Annotated in this window: 12 protein-coding genes; 9 read left to right on the forward strand and 3 right to left on the reverse strand. The window is 68.2% G+C overall.

The genetic code is table 11. The features are described from left to right. Window position 1: 1 nt before the first annotated feature. The gene (locus J7D54_RS11240) at window positions 2–754 is read right to left on the reverse strand and encodes a hypothetical protein (protein WP_182763967.1); all 753 of its coding nucleotides are present in this window, start codon (window positions 752–754) and stop codon (window positions 2–4) included. 110 nt (window positions 755–864) lie between these two features. On the opposite strand from J7D54_RS11240, the gene J7D54_RS11245 reads away from it, so the two are divergent. From J7D54_RS11245 to J7D54_RS11285, 9 genes are all read left to right on the forward strand, one after another. Next, window positions 865–1,518, forward strand: coding sequence for a response regulator transcription factor (locus J7D54_RS11245; RefSeq protein WP_076061934.1), 654 nt, complete (start codon window positions 865–867; stop codon window positions 1,516–1,518). Then, window positions 1,508–2,377: a mycothiol synthase gene (mshD, locus tag J7D54_RS11250; RefSeq protein WP_182763968.1), complete on the forward strand. Its 870-nt coding sequence runs from the start codon at window positions 1,508–1,510 to the stop codon at window positions 2,375–2,377. Before J7D54_RS11245 ends, mshD begins: the two co-directional genes overlap by 11 nt. Then, window positions 2,374–4,476: an RNA degradosome polyphosphate kinase gene (locus tag J7D54_RS11255; RefSeq protein ID WP_182763969.1), complete on the forward strand. Its 2,103-nt coding sequence runs from the start codon at window positions 2,374–2,376 to the stop codon at window positions 4,474–4,476. The genes mshD and J7D54_RS11255 overlap by 4 nt, the downstream gene beginning before the upstream one ends. Beyond that, on the forward strand, window positions 4,434–5,345 hold the full coding sequence (locus J7D54_RS11260; RefSeq protein ID WP_182763970.1) for an NUDIX hydrolase: 912 nt from the start codon (window positions 4,434–4,436) through the stop codon (window positions 5,343–5,345). Before J7D54_RS11255 ends, J7D54_RS11260 begins: the two co-directional genes overlap by 43 nt. Window positions 5,346–5,565: 220 nt before the next feature. Next, entirely contained in the window at window positions 5,566–6,705 is a 1,140-nt protein-coding gene (gene pstS, locus J7D54_RS11265; protein WP_182763971.1) for a phosphate ABC transporter substrate-binding protein PstS, read from the forward strand. A 115-nt stretch (window positions 6,706–6,820) separates the two neighbouring features. Further along, window positions 6,821–7,810 (forward strand): phosphate ABC transporter permease subunit PstC, encoded by a 990-nt coding sequence (gene pstC, locus J7D54_RS11270; protein WP_182763972.1) that lies wholly within the window; start codon window positions 6,821–6,823, stop codon window positions 7,808–7,810. Further along, window positions 7,810–8,901, forward strand: coding sequence for a phosphate ABC transporter permease PstA (pstA, locus tag J7D54_RS11275; protein WP_182763973.1), 1,092 nt, complete (start codon window positions 7,810–7,812; stop codon window positions 8,899–8,901). The genes pstC and pstA overlap by 1 nt, the downstream gene beginning before the upstream one ends. 16 nt (window positions 8,902–8,917) lie before the next feature. Continuing rightward, window positions 8,918–9,697 carry a phosphate ABC transporter ATP-binding protein PstB gene (gene pstB / locus J7D54_RS11280; RefSeq protein ID WP_076061919.1) on the forward strand — a complete coding sequence of 260 codons (780 nt, stop codon included), beginning with the start codon at window positions 8,918–8,920 and terminating at the stop codon, window positions 9,695–9,697. A gap of 648 nt (window positions 9,698–10,345) precedes the next feature. Beyond that, a complete protein-coding gene (locus J7D54_RS11285) occupies window positions 10,346–11,056 on the forward strand; it encodes a nucleotidyl transferase AbiEii/AbiGii toxin family protein (RefSeq protein ID WP_209455115.1) in 711 nt (236 codons plus the stop codon). 155 nt (window positions 11,057–11,211) lie between these two features. On the opposite strand, the gene J7D54_RS11290 is transcribed toward J7D54_RS11285, so the two are convergent. Together J7D54_RS11290 and J7D54_RS11295 are read right to left on the reverse strand one after the other, a co-directional pair. Continuing rightward, window positions 11,212–12,462 (reverse strand): MFS transporter, encoded by a 1,251-nt coding sequence (locus tag J7D54_RS11290; protein ID WP_182763975.1) that lies wholly within the window; start codon window positions 12,460–12,462, stop codon window positions 11,212–11,214. Beyond that, entirely contained in the window at window positions 12,459–13,394 is a 936-nt protein-coding gene (locus J7D54_RS11295; RefSeq protein ID WP_182763976.1) for a sucrase ferredoxin, read from the reverse strand. The genes J7D54_RS11290 and J7D54_RS11295 overlap by 4 nt, the downstream gene beginning before the upstream one ends. Window positions 13,395–13,445: the final 51 nt, after the last annotated feature.

The following is a 13,445-nucleotide window of genomic DNA, read 5'->3' on the forward strand; positions in this document are numbered from 1 at the left end:
TTCAGGCCGGGGTGAGGAACTCCACCGAGCTGAGCGACACGGCGTCGGCGTTGGCCTCGCCGTCTCCGGGAGCCGTGGCGTCCAGCACCGTCATGGTCACGCCCGTGGCGGCCAACGGCGGGAAGCGCACCTCCTGCGGGTTGCGGTTGTTCGCCGCCAGGCCCTGCACGAAGAAGGATCCGTCGTCGAACTCCCACCTGATGCTGAGGATGCGCCGCTCCGTCAGGTAGCGGTCGGACCAGGCGGTGTTGCCGTTGACCACGCGCACGCCGACGAGGGGCCGGCGCCCGCTGAACGTGAACGTCACCTGCTCCCCCACACCCTCGCCGTGGCAGCGCCACAGGGTGCCCGAGTCGTCGTCGATCAGCATCGCCGGCGTGTCCCGCGTGCCTCCCTCCAGGCACTGCCCCTCGGCCGCCAACACGTTGGCGACCACGACGGCGTCCGAATACGGCACCCCCGCGGTGCTGGGTGGGGCGGAGGCCGTCGCGGTGGGCAGCGGCGCAGGGCTCACGGTCACCATCGGATCCTGGTTGCCGCGGAAGAAGAACAGTCGCCCGACGGCGAAGGCCAGCAGCACTGCGAGCACCAGGATGCCGGCCAGCATGCGCAGCGAAATCCCGTCCTGCCCCAGCGGCACCGTCTTGACCGACGACCGCTCGGGCGCGTGGGAAGGCTCCGGTTCCCCGCGCGCCTCCTCGGGCCCTTCCTCGGCCCCTTGCCGGAACAGATCGTCCGGAAGGTCCTGCGTCATGGGCAACATGGTAGCGGTGGAGCTCAGGCTGCCCCCGGAACGTGCGTATCGCGGGGGGCGACGTACCACTAGGATGAGGTCGTCCCGCGGAGCGCGGAAGGAGGGCAGCCATGAGCAACATCGTGTTCGTCTCCTCCAAGGAAACGCCTCCGGAACTGGCACTGCTGAGCCACCAGATCACCACCGTAACGTCGGCCGCCCAGGCGTTGATCGACGCGGAGGGCGCTGATGTCGTCGTGGTGGACGGCACCGTGGACCTCGCGGGCGCCCGCTCCACCTGCCAGGCGCTGTCGCGCGGCGGCAACGCCCCGGTGCTGCTGATCGTGGCGCTGTCCGGCCTTGCCGTGCTGTCGCCGGACTGGGGCTTCAACGACTTCGTGGCCGCGGGCAGCGAGCCGGCCGAGATCGACGCGCGCATCCGGGTGCTCACCCGCTCCAGCGCAGACCCCGATCTGCTGGTGGCCGGGCCCATCCGCGTGGACGGTGCCGCCTACACCGCCACTCTCGACGGGGCACCGCTCGACCTCACCTACACGGAGTTCGAACTGTTGCGCTACCTGATGCAGCACCCCGGCCGCGTGCTGTCGAGGGAGACCCTGGTCAGCCAGGTGTGGGGGTACGACTACTACGGCGGCACCCGCACCGTGGATGTCCACGTGCGCCGGCTTCGGGCTAAGCTCGGCCAATTCGACTACTACATCGGCACTGTGCGCAACGTTGGTTACCGCTTCGCCAGTGCGAGGGAGGCTCACCGTGCTGGTTAGCTTGACGACGCTGACACCGACGATGCGCGACGCCCTGCGCGGCCTCGTCGACGCGATCACTGAGCATGACGGCATCTCCCCGGTCAACGAGTCGGGCTCGCTCGGCATCGACGGCGTGCGCGAGGCCGACTTCTTCTTCATGGGCAAGCGCAAGGACCCGTACGGCTTCGTCGTCTGCGACGAGCGCGACGGCACGCTGCTCGTGGGCGTCCATCCGGACCACCGTCGTGAGGGCATCGGCACCGAGCTCCTGACGGAGGCGCTGCGGGCCCACCCCGAGTCGTCGGCATGGGCCTTCGGGACGCTGCCCGGCGCGCCCCAACTCGCCACCCGCGTCGGCATGCAGCCGGTCCGGTCCCTGCTCCGCATGGAATCCCGCGCCGACTACTCGCAGCCGGTCACCGGCTCCCTACCTGAGGGCTACACCCTCGACACCTTCACCCCCGCAGACCGGGAACAACTGGTCGCCGTCAACGCCGCCGCGTTCGCCCACCATCCCGAGCAGGGCCGGCTCACCGTCGCGGAGTTCGACGACCTCACCCGCCAGCCGTGGTTCGATCCCCACGGCCTGTTCGTCGCCCGTCAGGACGGCGACGTGGTGGGCTTCCACTGGACCAAGCGCCATGGCGGCGGCCTCGGGGAGGTCTACGTGATGGCCGTCGCGCCGGAGCACGAGGGCAGGGGCCTGGGTCGCGTCCTGCTGGCCGCCGGTCTCCACCACCTCTCACAGCAGGGCGACGACCGCATCCAGCTCTATGTCGAGGGCAGCCAGGAGCGCGTGGTGGACATGTACCGCAAGGCGGGCTTCGAGATCGTCCAGACCGACACGAGCTTCCACGCCGAGAGGACCCCTGCATGAGCGATCCCGCCATCGACGCCACCGACGACGCACGGTTGCCGGCAGACCGCTACCTCGACCGTGAACTGAGCTGGCTGGCTTTCAACAACCGCGTCCTGGACCAGGCCAAGGACGCGCTCCGCGTCCCGCTGATCGAGCGCGCCAAGTTCCTGGCGATCTTCTCGTCGAACCTGGACGAGTTCTTCATGGTGCGCGTCGCGGGCCTGAAGCGCCGCATCGCGGCCGGCGTGGCCGTCCCCACAGTGCTTGGCAAGATGCCCGGCGAACTGCACGCCGAACTGCTCGCCAAGGTGGGTCGCCTGGTGAACGAGCAGTCGTTGGTGTTCCAGAAGGACGTCCGCCCCGCGCTGCGCGCCGAGGGCGTGGAGATCCTCAAGTGGGAGGAACTCACGGCCAACGAGAAGGACGCGATGCGGGCGCTGTTCGCCGAGCGGATCTTCCCCGTGCTCACCCCCCTCGCCGTGGACCCGTCGCACCCCTTCCCCTACATCTCGGGCCTCTCGCTGAACCTGGCGGTGCTGCTGCGCAACCCCGTCACGGGCACCAGGCAGTTCGCCCGCGTGAAGGTGCCGCCGGTGCTGTCGCGCTTCGTCCGCCTCGCGGAGGGCCGCTACCTGCCGCTGGAGGAGATCATCTCCCGCCATCTCGGGCAGTTGTTCAGCGGCATGCAGGTGCTGTCCCACACCACCTTCCGGGTCACCCGGAACGAGGACATCGAGGTGGAGGAGGACGACGCCGAGAACCTCCTGTTCGCCCTGGAGAAGGAACTGCTGCGACGCAAGGTCGGTCGCCCTCCGGTCCGCCTCGAGGTCGAGGACGACATCGACGAGAAGATGCTCGACATGCTCATCAGCGAGCTCGACATCAACGCCAACGAGGTCTACCGGCTGCAGGCGCCGCTGGACCTCACGGGCCTTTTCTCGCTGGACGACTCCAACCGGGAAGACCTCAAGTACCCCAACTTCCTGCCCATCACGCACCCGGACCTGGCGGAGGTGGAGAGCGCAAGCCCCGCGGACATGTTCAAGGCGCTGAAGCTGCGCGACGTGCTGGTGCAGCATCCGTACGACTCGTTCGCCACCTCGGTGCAGCGCTTCATCGAGCAGGCGGCGGCTGATCCCGCGGTGCTCGCCATCAAGCAGACGCTGTACCGCACCTCCGGCGACTCCCCCATCGTCGACGCCCTCATCGAGGCGGCCGAGATGGGCAAGCAGGTCCTGGCCATCGTCGAGATCAAGGCCCGCTTCGACGAGCAGAACAACATCGGCTGGGCGCGGAAGCTGGAGAAGGCCGGTGTCCATGTGGTCTACGGCATGCTCGGGCTGAAGACCCACTGCAAGCTGTCGCTGGTGGTGCGGGAGGAGGCAGACGGCCTGCGCCGCTACGCCCACATCGGCACCGGCAACTACAACCCGAAGACCGCCCGCCTCTATGAGGACATGGGTCTGCTGACGGCGCACCCCATCATCACCGACGACCTGGCGCGGCTCTTCAACCACCTCTCGGGCATGACGCAGGAGACGCACTACCGCCGCCTGCTGGTGGCCCCGGACGGCATTCGGCGCGGGTTGCTGGACTACATCGACGGCGAGATCGCCAATCAGCGACGCGGCCTGCCGTCGGGCATCAAGATCAAAGTCAACTCCATCGTCGACGAGGCCATCATCGACGGCCTCTACCGCGCGTCGCAGGCAGGCGTGCCGGTGGACATGTGGGTGCGCGGCATCTGCACCATCAGGCCGGGAGTCCCCGGCCTGAGCGAGAACATCAGGGTCCGGTCCATCCTGGGCAGGTTCCTCGAGCACTCCCGCATCTATTCGTTCGTGGGGGGCGGCCAGCCCATCGTGGGCATCGGCTCGGCAGACCTCATGCACCGCAACCTGGACCGCCGTGTGGAGGCCATCGTGGGGCTCAGCAACCCGGCGCATCTGCGCCACATCGACGAACTCTTCGCGATGGCGTTCGACCCCGGCACCGTGCACTGGGAACTCAACGATTCGACGTGGACGGCGCACACCACCGGGCCGGACGGCTCCCCGTTGAGAGACATCCAGGAATGGCTCATCCAGCAGACCGCGGCCCGGCGCTCGACCCGATGAGCCGCCGCGTCGCCATCCGCGCGGCGGGGGCCGTCGTGCTGCGGGGCACCGGAGACGACGTCGAGGTGCTGATGATCCACCGCCCGGCCTACGACGACTGGTCGCTGCCGAAGGGCAAGGGCACCGTCGACGAACTGCCACCCCAGACCGCGGTGCGGGAGGTGTTCGAAGAGGCCGGGGTCGCCGTCCGGTTGGGGCTGCGGCTGCCCCCCATCGAGTACAAGCTCTCCAAGGGGCTCAAGGCCGTCCAGTACTGGCGCGCCGAGGTGTTGGCGGAGCATCCCTTCGAGCCCAACCGCGAGGTCGACAAGATCCGCTGGGCCCGGATCGACCGGGCCATGAGGACCCTCACCTACGCCGACGAGCGGCGCCTGCTGTCGACGGCACTGCTGAAGCCGCGCACCACCCCCCTGCTGCTCGTGCGCCACGGCAAGGCCATGCTCCGCAAGGACTGGAGCGGGCCGGACCAGGAGCGTCGCCTCACGGGGCGCGGCCGGCGCCAGGCCCGGGAACTGGCCCAGTTGTTCGGCGCCTACGGCGTCGAACACCTGGTGAGTTCCTCCTCCACCAGGTGCGTGGAGACGTTGCGCCCGTACGCGGAACAGCGCGGGCTGGAGATCGTCACGGAGGACGTGCTCACCGAAGAGGAGGGCACGGTGCATCCGAGGGAGGTCCGCCGCTTCGTCGCCCGCCTGTTCAAGCGCACCACGGCCCCCACCGCGCTCTGTGGGCACCGCCCCGTGCTGCCGGCGATGTTCGAGGGCCTGGGGATCAAGGCCAAGCCCATGGTGGTGGGCGAAGTGGTCGTCGTGCACCGGGACGACGACGGTGACCTCGTCGCCGTCGAGGTGCACAAGCCGACGGCCTGAGCCGGATCTCGGGCTCTGGGAGTTCCCAGGGGGTACCGGTCCCGTCACAAACACCCGAGAAACCCCCGGCCGGGCCAGAACTCGCCCCCCGTTCATCATCTGTTAACCAAACCCGGACCATTCGGTTACCTGGTCGTCCTACGTTCACAGCAGGAACACACAGTTCGTTCAGTTCCAGGGCCAACTCGCGGCCCATTCCCGTCTCGGAAGGTATCCCGAAATGAAGATCCGCCTGACCGCCGCTGCCGGCCTCTCGGCCGCCCTCCTCCTGTCGGCCTGCGCCGCCAACGAGAGCGCCACCAACGCTCCCGCGGAGAACACCCCCGCCTCCAGCGCCGGGGAATCGGCTGGCACCGAAGAAACCGCCAGCACGGAAGCGGCCGCCCCCGCCTCGAACCTCGAGGGCACCCTCTCCGGCATCGGCGCCTCGGCGCAGGAAGTCGCCCAGCAGACCTGGATCGCCGGCTTCCAGACCGCTAACGAAGGCGTCACCATCAACTACTCCCCCGAGGGCTCCGGCGCCGGGCGCGAAGCCTTCATCGGCGGCGGCGCGGACTTCGCTGGCTCCGACCGGGCCTTCAAGCAGGAAGAGATCGACGAGAACACCTTCTCGCAGTGCGTTGACAAGCCGATCAACCTGCCCGTCTACATCTCCCCCATCGCCGTTGTCTTCAACGTCGAGGGTGTCACGGACCTGAACCTGGACGCCGACACGCTGGCTGCCATCTTCAAGGGCGACATCACCAAGTGGAACGACGAGAAGATCGCCGCGCTGAACGAGGGCGTCGAACTCCCCGACCTCGACATCACAGCCGTGCACCGCTCCGACACCTCGGGCACCACCGAGAACTTCACGGACTACCTCGCCGCCGCTGCTCCCAGCGTGTGGGACGCCGAGAAGTCCGGTGACTGGCCGTACGAGGGTGGCGAGGCCGCCGCTCAGACCCAGGGCGTTGTCTCCGCCGTCTCCGGCGGTGTCGGCACCATCGGTTACGTCGATGCTTCGCAGGCCGGCGACTTCTCCACCGCCAAGCTCGGCAAGGAAGGCTCGTTCCACGGCCCCACCACTGAGGCAGCCGCAGCCATCGTCGAGAACTCGCCGGTGGAAGATGGCCGCGCCGAGAACGACATGGCCATCAAGGTCGACCGCGAGGCCGAGGGCTACCCGATCGTGCTCGTGTCGTACCTGATCGCCTGCCAGGATTACCAGGACGACGCCAAGGCTGAGCTCGTGAAGGCCTACGCCAGCTACATCGCTTCGGAAGAGGGCCAGTCGGCCTCCGCCGAGCGCGCCGGTTCCGCGGCGCTCTCCGCCGCGCTGTCCGAGCAGGTCACCGCCGCGATCGACTCCATCCAGTGATCATCAGCCTCTGATCGATGCAGAGTCGCGTCGCCCGAAACGGGTGACGCGACTTTGCACGATGAGGGGCGTGTAATCTGCAAACCGCTACTCTCGTTTCGATTCAGGAGCGCCCATGTCGGCAACGGAAGCCCCCGAAGCCCCGCAGACAGACACCGGACCCGAGTCCGAGTCCCATTCGCTCACCCGCAGCAAGAAGCGTTTCGGCGATTCCTTCTTCCGGGGTCTGTCCACCGGGTCGGGCGTCCTGATCCTCGTCATCCTGGCCGCGGTGGCCGCCTTCCTCGTGGGCCTGGCGCTGCCGGCACTCCTGGCAGACCCTGAGACGTTCCAGTTCGGGCGCGGTCAGAGCTTCTGGTCCTACGTCGCCCCGTACGCCTTCGGCACGATGTGGTCCGCCCTGCTGGCCATGGTGATGGCCGTCCCTGTCGCCGTCGGTATCGCGCTGTTCCTCACGCACTACGCACCCAGGCGGGTGGCCTCGTCGTTCGGCTACATCATCGACCTGCTGGCCGCCGTGCCGTCCGTCGTCTTCGGCCTGTGGGGCATCGCCGTGCTGGCGCCGGCCATGCGCCCGCTGTTCCTCTGGCTCAACGAGAACGCCGGCTGGATCCCGCTGTTCAGCGGCCAGGTGTCCGGCACCGGCCGCACCATCTTCACCGCCTCCGTCGTGCTGGCCGTCATGATCCTGCCGATCATCACCGCCATCTCCCGTGAGGTGTTCCTCCAGACGCCGAAGCTCCATGAAGAGGCTTCGTTGGCGCTCGGCGCCACGCGCTGGGAGATGATCAAGCAGGCCGTGATCCCGTTCGGCATGCCGGGCATCGTGTCGGCCTGCATGCTCGGCCTCGGCCGTGCGCTCGGCGAGACGATGGCCGTGGCCATGGTGCTGTCCGGCTCGGGCATCATCAGCTTCAAGCTCCTCACCAGCCAGAACCCCAACACCATCGCGGCCAATATCGCGCAGTCCTTCCCCGAGGCGCATGACATCGGCCGCAACGAGCTCATCGCAACCGGCCTGGTGCTGTTCATCATCACGCTGATCGTCAACATGACCGCGCGGTGGATCATCAACCGCCGCAAGGACTTCTCGGGAGCCAACTGATGAGCACGACGCAGACCGCACCGTCCCCGAAGACGAGCCTGACCCCGAAACCCACCACACTGACGCACGGCAACCTCCCCCCGTACACGAGCGTCGCGGCCTTCGTGGTCTCCGTGGCCGTCGCGGCGGGCCTGTTGGCGCTCCTGAAGTCGGCCAACATCGCCAGCGTCGTCGCGGCGGCCACCGTGCTGTTCCTCCTGGCGATGTTCATCCTCTCCAGCGCCGTCGAGGGCGGCCGCCGTGCGAAGGACCGCCTCGCGAAGTACGTCGTCACGGGGTTCTTCCTGATCGCGCTGACCCCCCTCGTCTCCCTGGTCTGGGGCACGGTGGCCAACGGTCTCGCCCGTTTCGACGGCGTCTTCTTCTCCTGGTCGATGCGCAACGTCCTCGGTGAGGGCGGCGGCGCCGTCCACGCCATCTGGGGAACGCTGATCGTCACCGGCATCGCGACGCTGATCTCGGTGCCCGTGGGCCTGATGACGGCGATCTTCCTCGTCGAATATGCCGGCAACGGCAAGCTCGGAGCGGCGATCCGATTCTTCGTCGACGTGATGACGGGCATTCCTTCCATCGTCGCGGGCCTGTTCGCCTACACGTTGTTCTCCATGGTCTTCGGCGCCGGCCATAAGTCCGGCATGTCGGGTGCCGTCGCATTGTCGGTCCTCATGATCCCGACGGTGGTTCGTTCCACCGAGGAGATGCTGCGGATCGTGCCCAATGAGCTGCGCGAAGCCTCCTACGCCTTGGGTGTGCCGAAGTGGCGCACCATCCTGAAGGTGGTCCTGCCCACCTCGATCGCGGGCATCGTCACCGGTGTCGTGCTGGCCATCGCCCGCGTCATCGGCGAGACCGCGCCGCTGCTGGTCACGGCCTCCATCACGTCGTCGATGAACCTCGACCCCTTCGACAACCCCATGGCCACCCTGCCGGTGTTCGTGTACAACCAGTACATGTACGCGCCCGGCATCGATACGGCGGCGTACCATGCACGTGCATGGGCCGGCGCGCTCACCCTCATTCTGATCGTTATGGGACTGAACGCCATCGGGCGATTCATCGCCTGGAAGTTCGCCCCCAAGGCCGGACGCTGAGTTAAGGAACCTGGAAATGTCCAAGCGTATTGAGATCAAAGACCTTGACATCTATTACGGCAAGTTCCATGCCGTGAAGTCGGTCAACATGACCATCGAGCCCCGCGCGGTCACGGCGTTCATCGGGTCGTCCGGCTGCGGCAAGTCCACCGTGCTGCGCTCGCTGAACCGCATGCACGAGGTCATCCCCGGCGCCTACGTCGACGGCCAGGTACTCCTCGACGGCGTGGACCTGTACGCCGCCAATGTGGACCCGGTGCGCGTGCGTCGCCAGGTGGGCATGGTGTTCCAGCGCCCCAACCCGTTCCCCACGATGTCGATCAAGGAGAACATCCTGGCCGGCGTCCGCCTGAACAACGCGCGCATCTCCCGCAAGGACGCCGACGAACTCGTCGAGAAGTCGCTGCGCGGCGCCAACCTGTGGAACGAGGTCAAGGACCGCCTTGAGCGTCCCGGCTCGAGCCTCTCCGGTGGCCAGCAGCAGCGTCTGTGCATCGCCCGCGCCATCGCCGTCGAGCCTGACGTGCTGCTGATGGACGAACCCTGCTCCGCGCTCGACCCCATCTCGACCCTGGCCATCGAGGACCTGATCAAGGACCTCAAGGAGGACTACACCGTCGTCATCGTCACGCACAACATGCAGCAGGCTGCTCGGGTGTCCGACCGGACGGCCTTCTTCAACCTGAAGGCCCACGGCCAGCCGGGCGAGCTCATCGAGATGGGCCCGACGGAGAAGATCTTCCACAACCCGGAGCAGAAGGCCACGGAGGACTACATCACCGGCCGCTTCGGCTGAGCCTGGGAACCACCGAGTGACGGCGTCGCCTCTGGCGGCGCCGTTTCCCGTCTGGGGTCGGCGTCGGTGCCGCCAAATCTAGATTCGGGGTCGTCCGGCACCCCAGATCCAGATGCAGTTGCTTCCTGCCTTCGGCCGGGAGCGACGCCGCACACCCCAAATCTAGATTCGGGGTCGTCCGGCACCCCAGATCCAGATCCAGGTCCTCCGGGACCACCCGCCGGTCGCTCGCGATGGTTACGCCATCACCCCCGGGGAGCCGACGACGGACGCCACGTAGGTGCGCGGCAGTGTGCTGCAGTGTTGTCCGAGTGGGCCACGGTGTTGTCCAACGGGCGCCAGGTGTTGTCCCTCCACCTCCTGGTGTTGTCCGTTGCAGCCCAGGCACAGACAACGAGCCACCCTGCATGCGAGCGTCGGCACATGTACCCGCGTCAGTCTCTGCCCATCAACCTGGTCTCCCTCGCCAGGCAACAGGCCGGCATGCTCAGCACGAGGCAAATGCTCGACGGTGGCCTCAGCCGTACTGTCATTCGTCGCTTGACCGGACCATGGACCCGTCTCATGTACGGCTTGTACTGCACGGAGCGACCCACCTGGAAGTCGGCCGTCTGGGCCGGCCTCCTGGCTGGTGGAGACTCCGCCTCCGTGGGCGGCGCAGCGGCGCTCTACCTGGACGAGATCCTCCGTGATCCCCCAGAGCTGGTTACCGTGTGGAGCGCCGAAAGCCGGGCCAACCTCGCCTTGGGCGAGTGGTCGATCCTGCTCAGGCGCGGAGAACGCACCACGACCGGAACCGTCCCCCGGACGCGTGTGGAGGAAAGCCTGCTGGATATGGCGGACCACGCTGCCCAGGATGACCTGACTGACGCCGTCGTACGGAGTTTCACCAATGGGAGAACCACGGCCAGTCGTCTTCTCGAAGCCCTGACGGCGCGGGGTCGCAACGCGCATCGTCGGCACCTGCACGATCTTTGCCAGCATGCCGCCCGAGGCATCGAATCGGCCCTCGAATGGCACTTCAGTCGCTCGGTGATCGCGGCGCACGGGCTGCCGGAACCGATACTCCAGCCGAAGAGCGAGCACGGTCGCTCAGATGGCCATTGGCCAGAGTTCAGGCTTCGGTTCGAACTGGATGGTCGCCGCGACCATACAGACGCTAGTAGAGACTGGTACAGGGACAACGCTCACAAGATCCACAACGACGAAGACACCCTTCACTATGGCTGGAACTCGTCCACGAAGCAGGCGTGCCGCACGGCAGCGCAGCTCGAGGACGGTCTGCGGAAGCTGGGCTGGCCGGGGCGAGCCCGCCCCTGCAGGGCGGTGTGCGACCTGCATACGCTTCGCGCAGCCTGAACCCGCCGTCGGGGAGTCCCCGAATCTGGATCTGGTGCGGTCCGCGACCTCGAATCTTGATTCGGGGTCCATCGCCCACCGGAGCCAGATTGGACCGAATCTTGATGTGGGTCCGTCCGCGACCCCGAATCAAGATTTGGCGTCTCCCCCGTGCGTCAGCGCTTCGCCGCGGCAGCGGACGGCGCGACCCGGGTCCGGGAGCGACGCGCCACCCAGCCCATGCCGCCGGCCGGCAGGATCAGCGCCGCAGCGACCAGCGCGAGGCCCCCATACCCCAGCCAGGCCAGAAGGGGGCCGCCGATGAGCGCGGCAGCCGCGCCCGCGTAGTTCATCAAGGCATCGGTGGCGCCCTGGAGGGGCACGCGCATGTCGCCGGAGTTCGTGCGCGCCAGCAGCGCGGAACCGGAGATCATCGTGAACGACCAGCCGACGCCCAACAGGACCAGCGCCACCGTGACCAGCGGGAAGGACTTCGGGGCGACGAGGATGATCCCGGCCGTCGACGCCAGGAGCAGCAGGCCGACGGCAGCGGTGCTCATGGCGCCGAAGCGGTCGGCGAGCCAGCCGACGCCGGGGCTCAGCGCGTACATCCCCATGATGTGGAGGCTGATCACCAGGCCGATGGCGGACAGCCCGTGCCCCTCGTGCCCGAGATGCACGGGGGTCATCGACATGACGCCCACCATCACGGCGTGCCCCACGACGATGAGCAGCACCGCGAACCGCGCCACGGGGTGCGTGGCGGCCCACCTCAGTGCCGCCACGGCGCCAGTCTTGGAGGCCGGAACCGCCACTGCCGCCGTCACCGTCGTCACCGCCGGCGCGACGGAGGGCCGGTTGCTACGGTAGAGCGCCACGATGGCCACCCCCGCCAGGGCGAAGCCGGCGACGCTGAACAGGTAAGGCCCCGCGAGTTCCGGTAGCCGGATGCCCGACCCGAGCGCCGCACCGGCGCCGCTCAAATTCGGCCCCACCACTGAGCCGATCGTCGTCGCCCACAGCACGATGGACATCAGGGTGGCCCGACGGTCCGGGCTTGCCAGGTCTGCCGCCGCGTAGCGCGACTGCAGGTTTGTCGCCTGCGCAGCGCCGAACGCCACGAGCCCCGCGAGGACGAGCAACAGCGAACCCAGCCAGGCGCCGATCAGGACGACCACAGCACCCGCCGCCGCGATCACGTAGCCCAGGACCAGCGCGAGCCGACGGCCCCGTCGCACCGCCAGATTGGCCAACGGCACCGCCAGCACCGCCGCGCCGAAGATGCTGACCGCCTGACCGGTGCCGGCCAGGTGATCGCCGCCCATGGAGGCGACCAGCAGGGCCCCGACGGCGATGCCTGACGCCACCCCGATCCCCCCGAAGGTGTTGCTCAGCAGCAGAGCGGTGATCGACCGGCGGGAACTCATGCCGGGAGGCGGGGCTCGACGCGCCAGTAGTAGAGCGGCTCGGCAGGTTTGCCGCAACTGGCAGGAGCGGCGCCGTCCGTCGTGACGCGCTGCACATCCACCGTGATCTCCCAGCCCCTCAGCCGCACGCGCACGCCGGGACCCCCGTCCAGCAGTTCGCTGGAGAGGTCGACGGCGGGGACGGGCGTGAGCGAGATGCCCGCCGTGTCCGGGTGGGCGGTCTCATCGCGGCGTCCGAACTCGGCCAGCGCCCAGGCCTCAGCGGCCTGCTGCTCAGGCGGGAGGTGCGAGCGACCCCGGTCCTTGCGGGCGCCGCCCGGCCACAGGGCATGCTCCTCGGCCGCGCGGTAGGCACTCAGCGCCGCCACCGCGTTGAGCCGTCCGAGGACCTGACCGGTGGGCAGCAGCAGCATGGTGGGGGCGAAGCGGTGCCCACCGAGGTGGGAGGCTTCCCAGATCGATTCCGGACCCACCTCCCTGGTGAGCGCCGCCAGGATGGGGCGGCCGGCCAGGGCGCAGCACTGGTCGCGCCGGGCGTGGCTGCACACCAGCATGGCGGCACCGCCGTCGCGGCCTTCCGGCACACCGGCGCCACCCCAGGCTCGGATCATTTCGAGCAGCTCGGTGGGATCCGAGACCTCCATGCGACGAAGCCAGCCACCGTCGTCGAATCCTCCGGACAGGAGCACGGCGAGGGGATCCGTCCCGATCGTGCGGCGCTCCGGGTGCCGGATCAAGATGAAGCGGCCGCCCAGCCCTGTGATGGTGTCCTCCAGTTCCGCGCCCACCGCGGGATCCAGCAGGCGGGCGCCCGTCGCGGCGAGCGGGCCCCAGGGGCCGGGGATCTCCAGGCAGACATAGAAGGTGGCGCGCGCGGCGGTGCCCCAGGCGGGGAGGTCGGCGCGCGACCACTCCATCGAGCAACGCAGCATGGGGTCGAGACTACTCGTTCGGCACCTGGACACCGGGTGACGCCACGGGCC

Origin of the sequence: Tessaracoccus sp. MC1865 (assembly GCF_017815535.1) — a bacterium.
In the GTDB taxonomy this organism is placed as follows: domain Bacteria; phylum Actinomycetota; class Actinomycetes; order Propionibacteriales; family Propionibacteriaceae; genus Arachnia.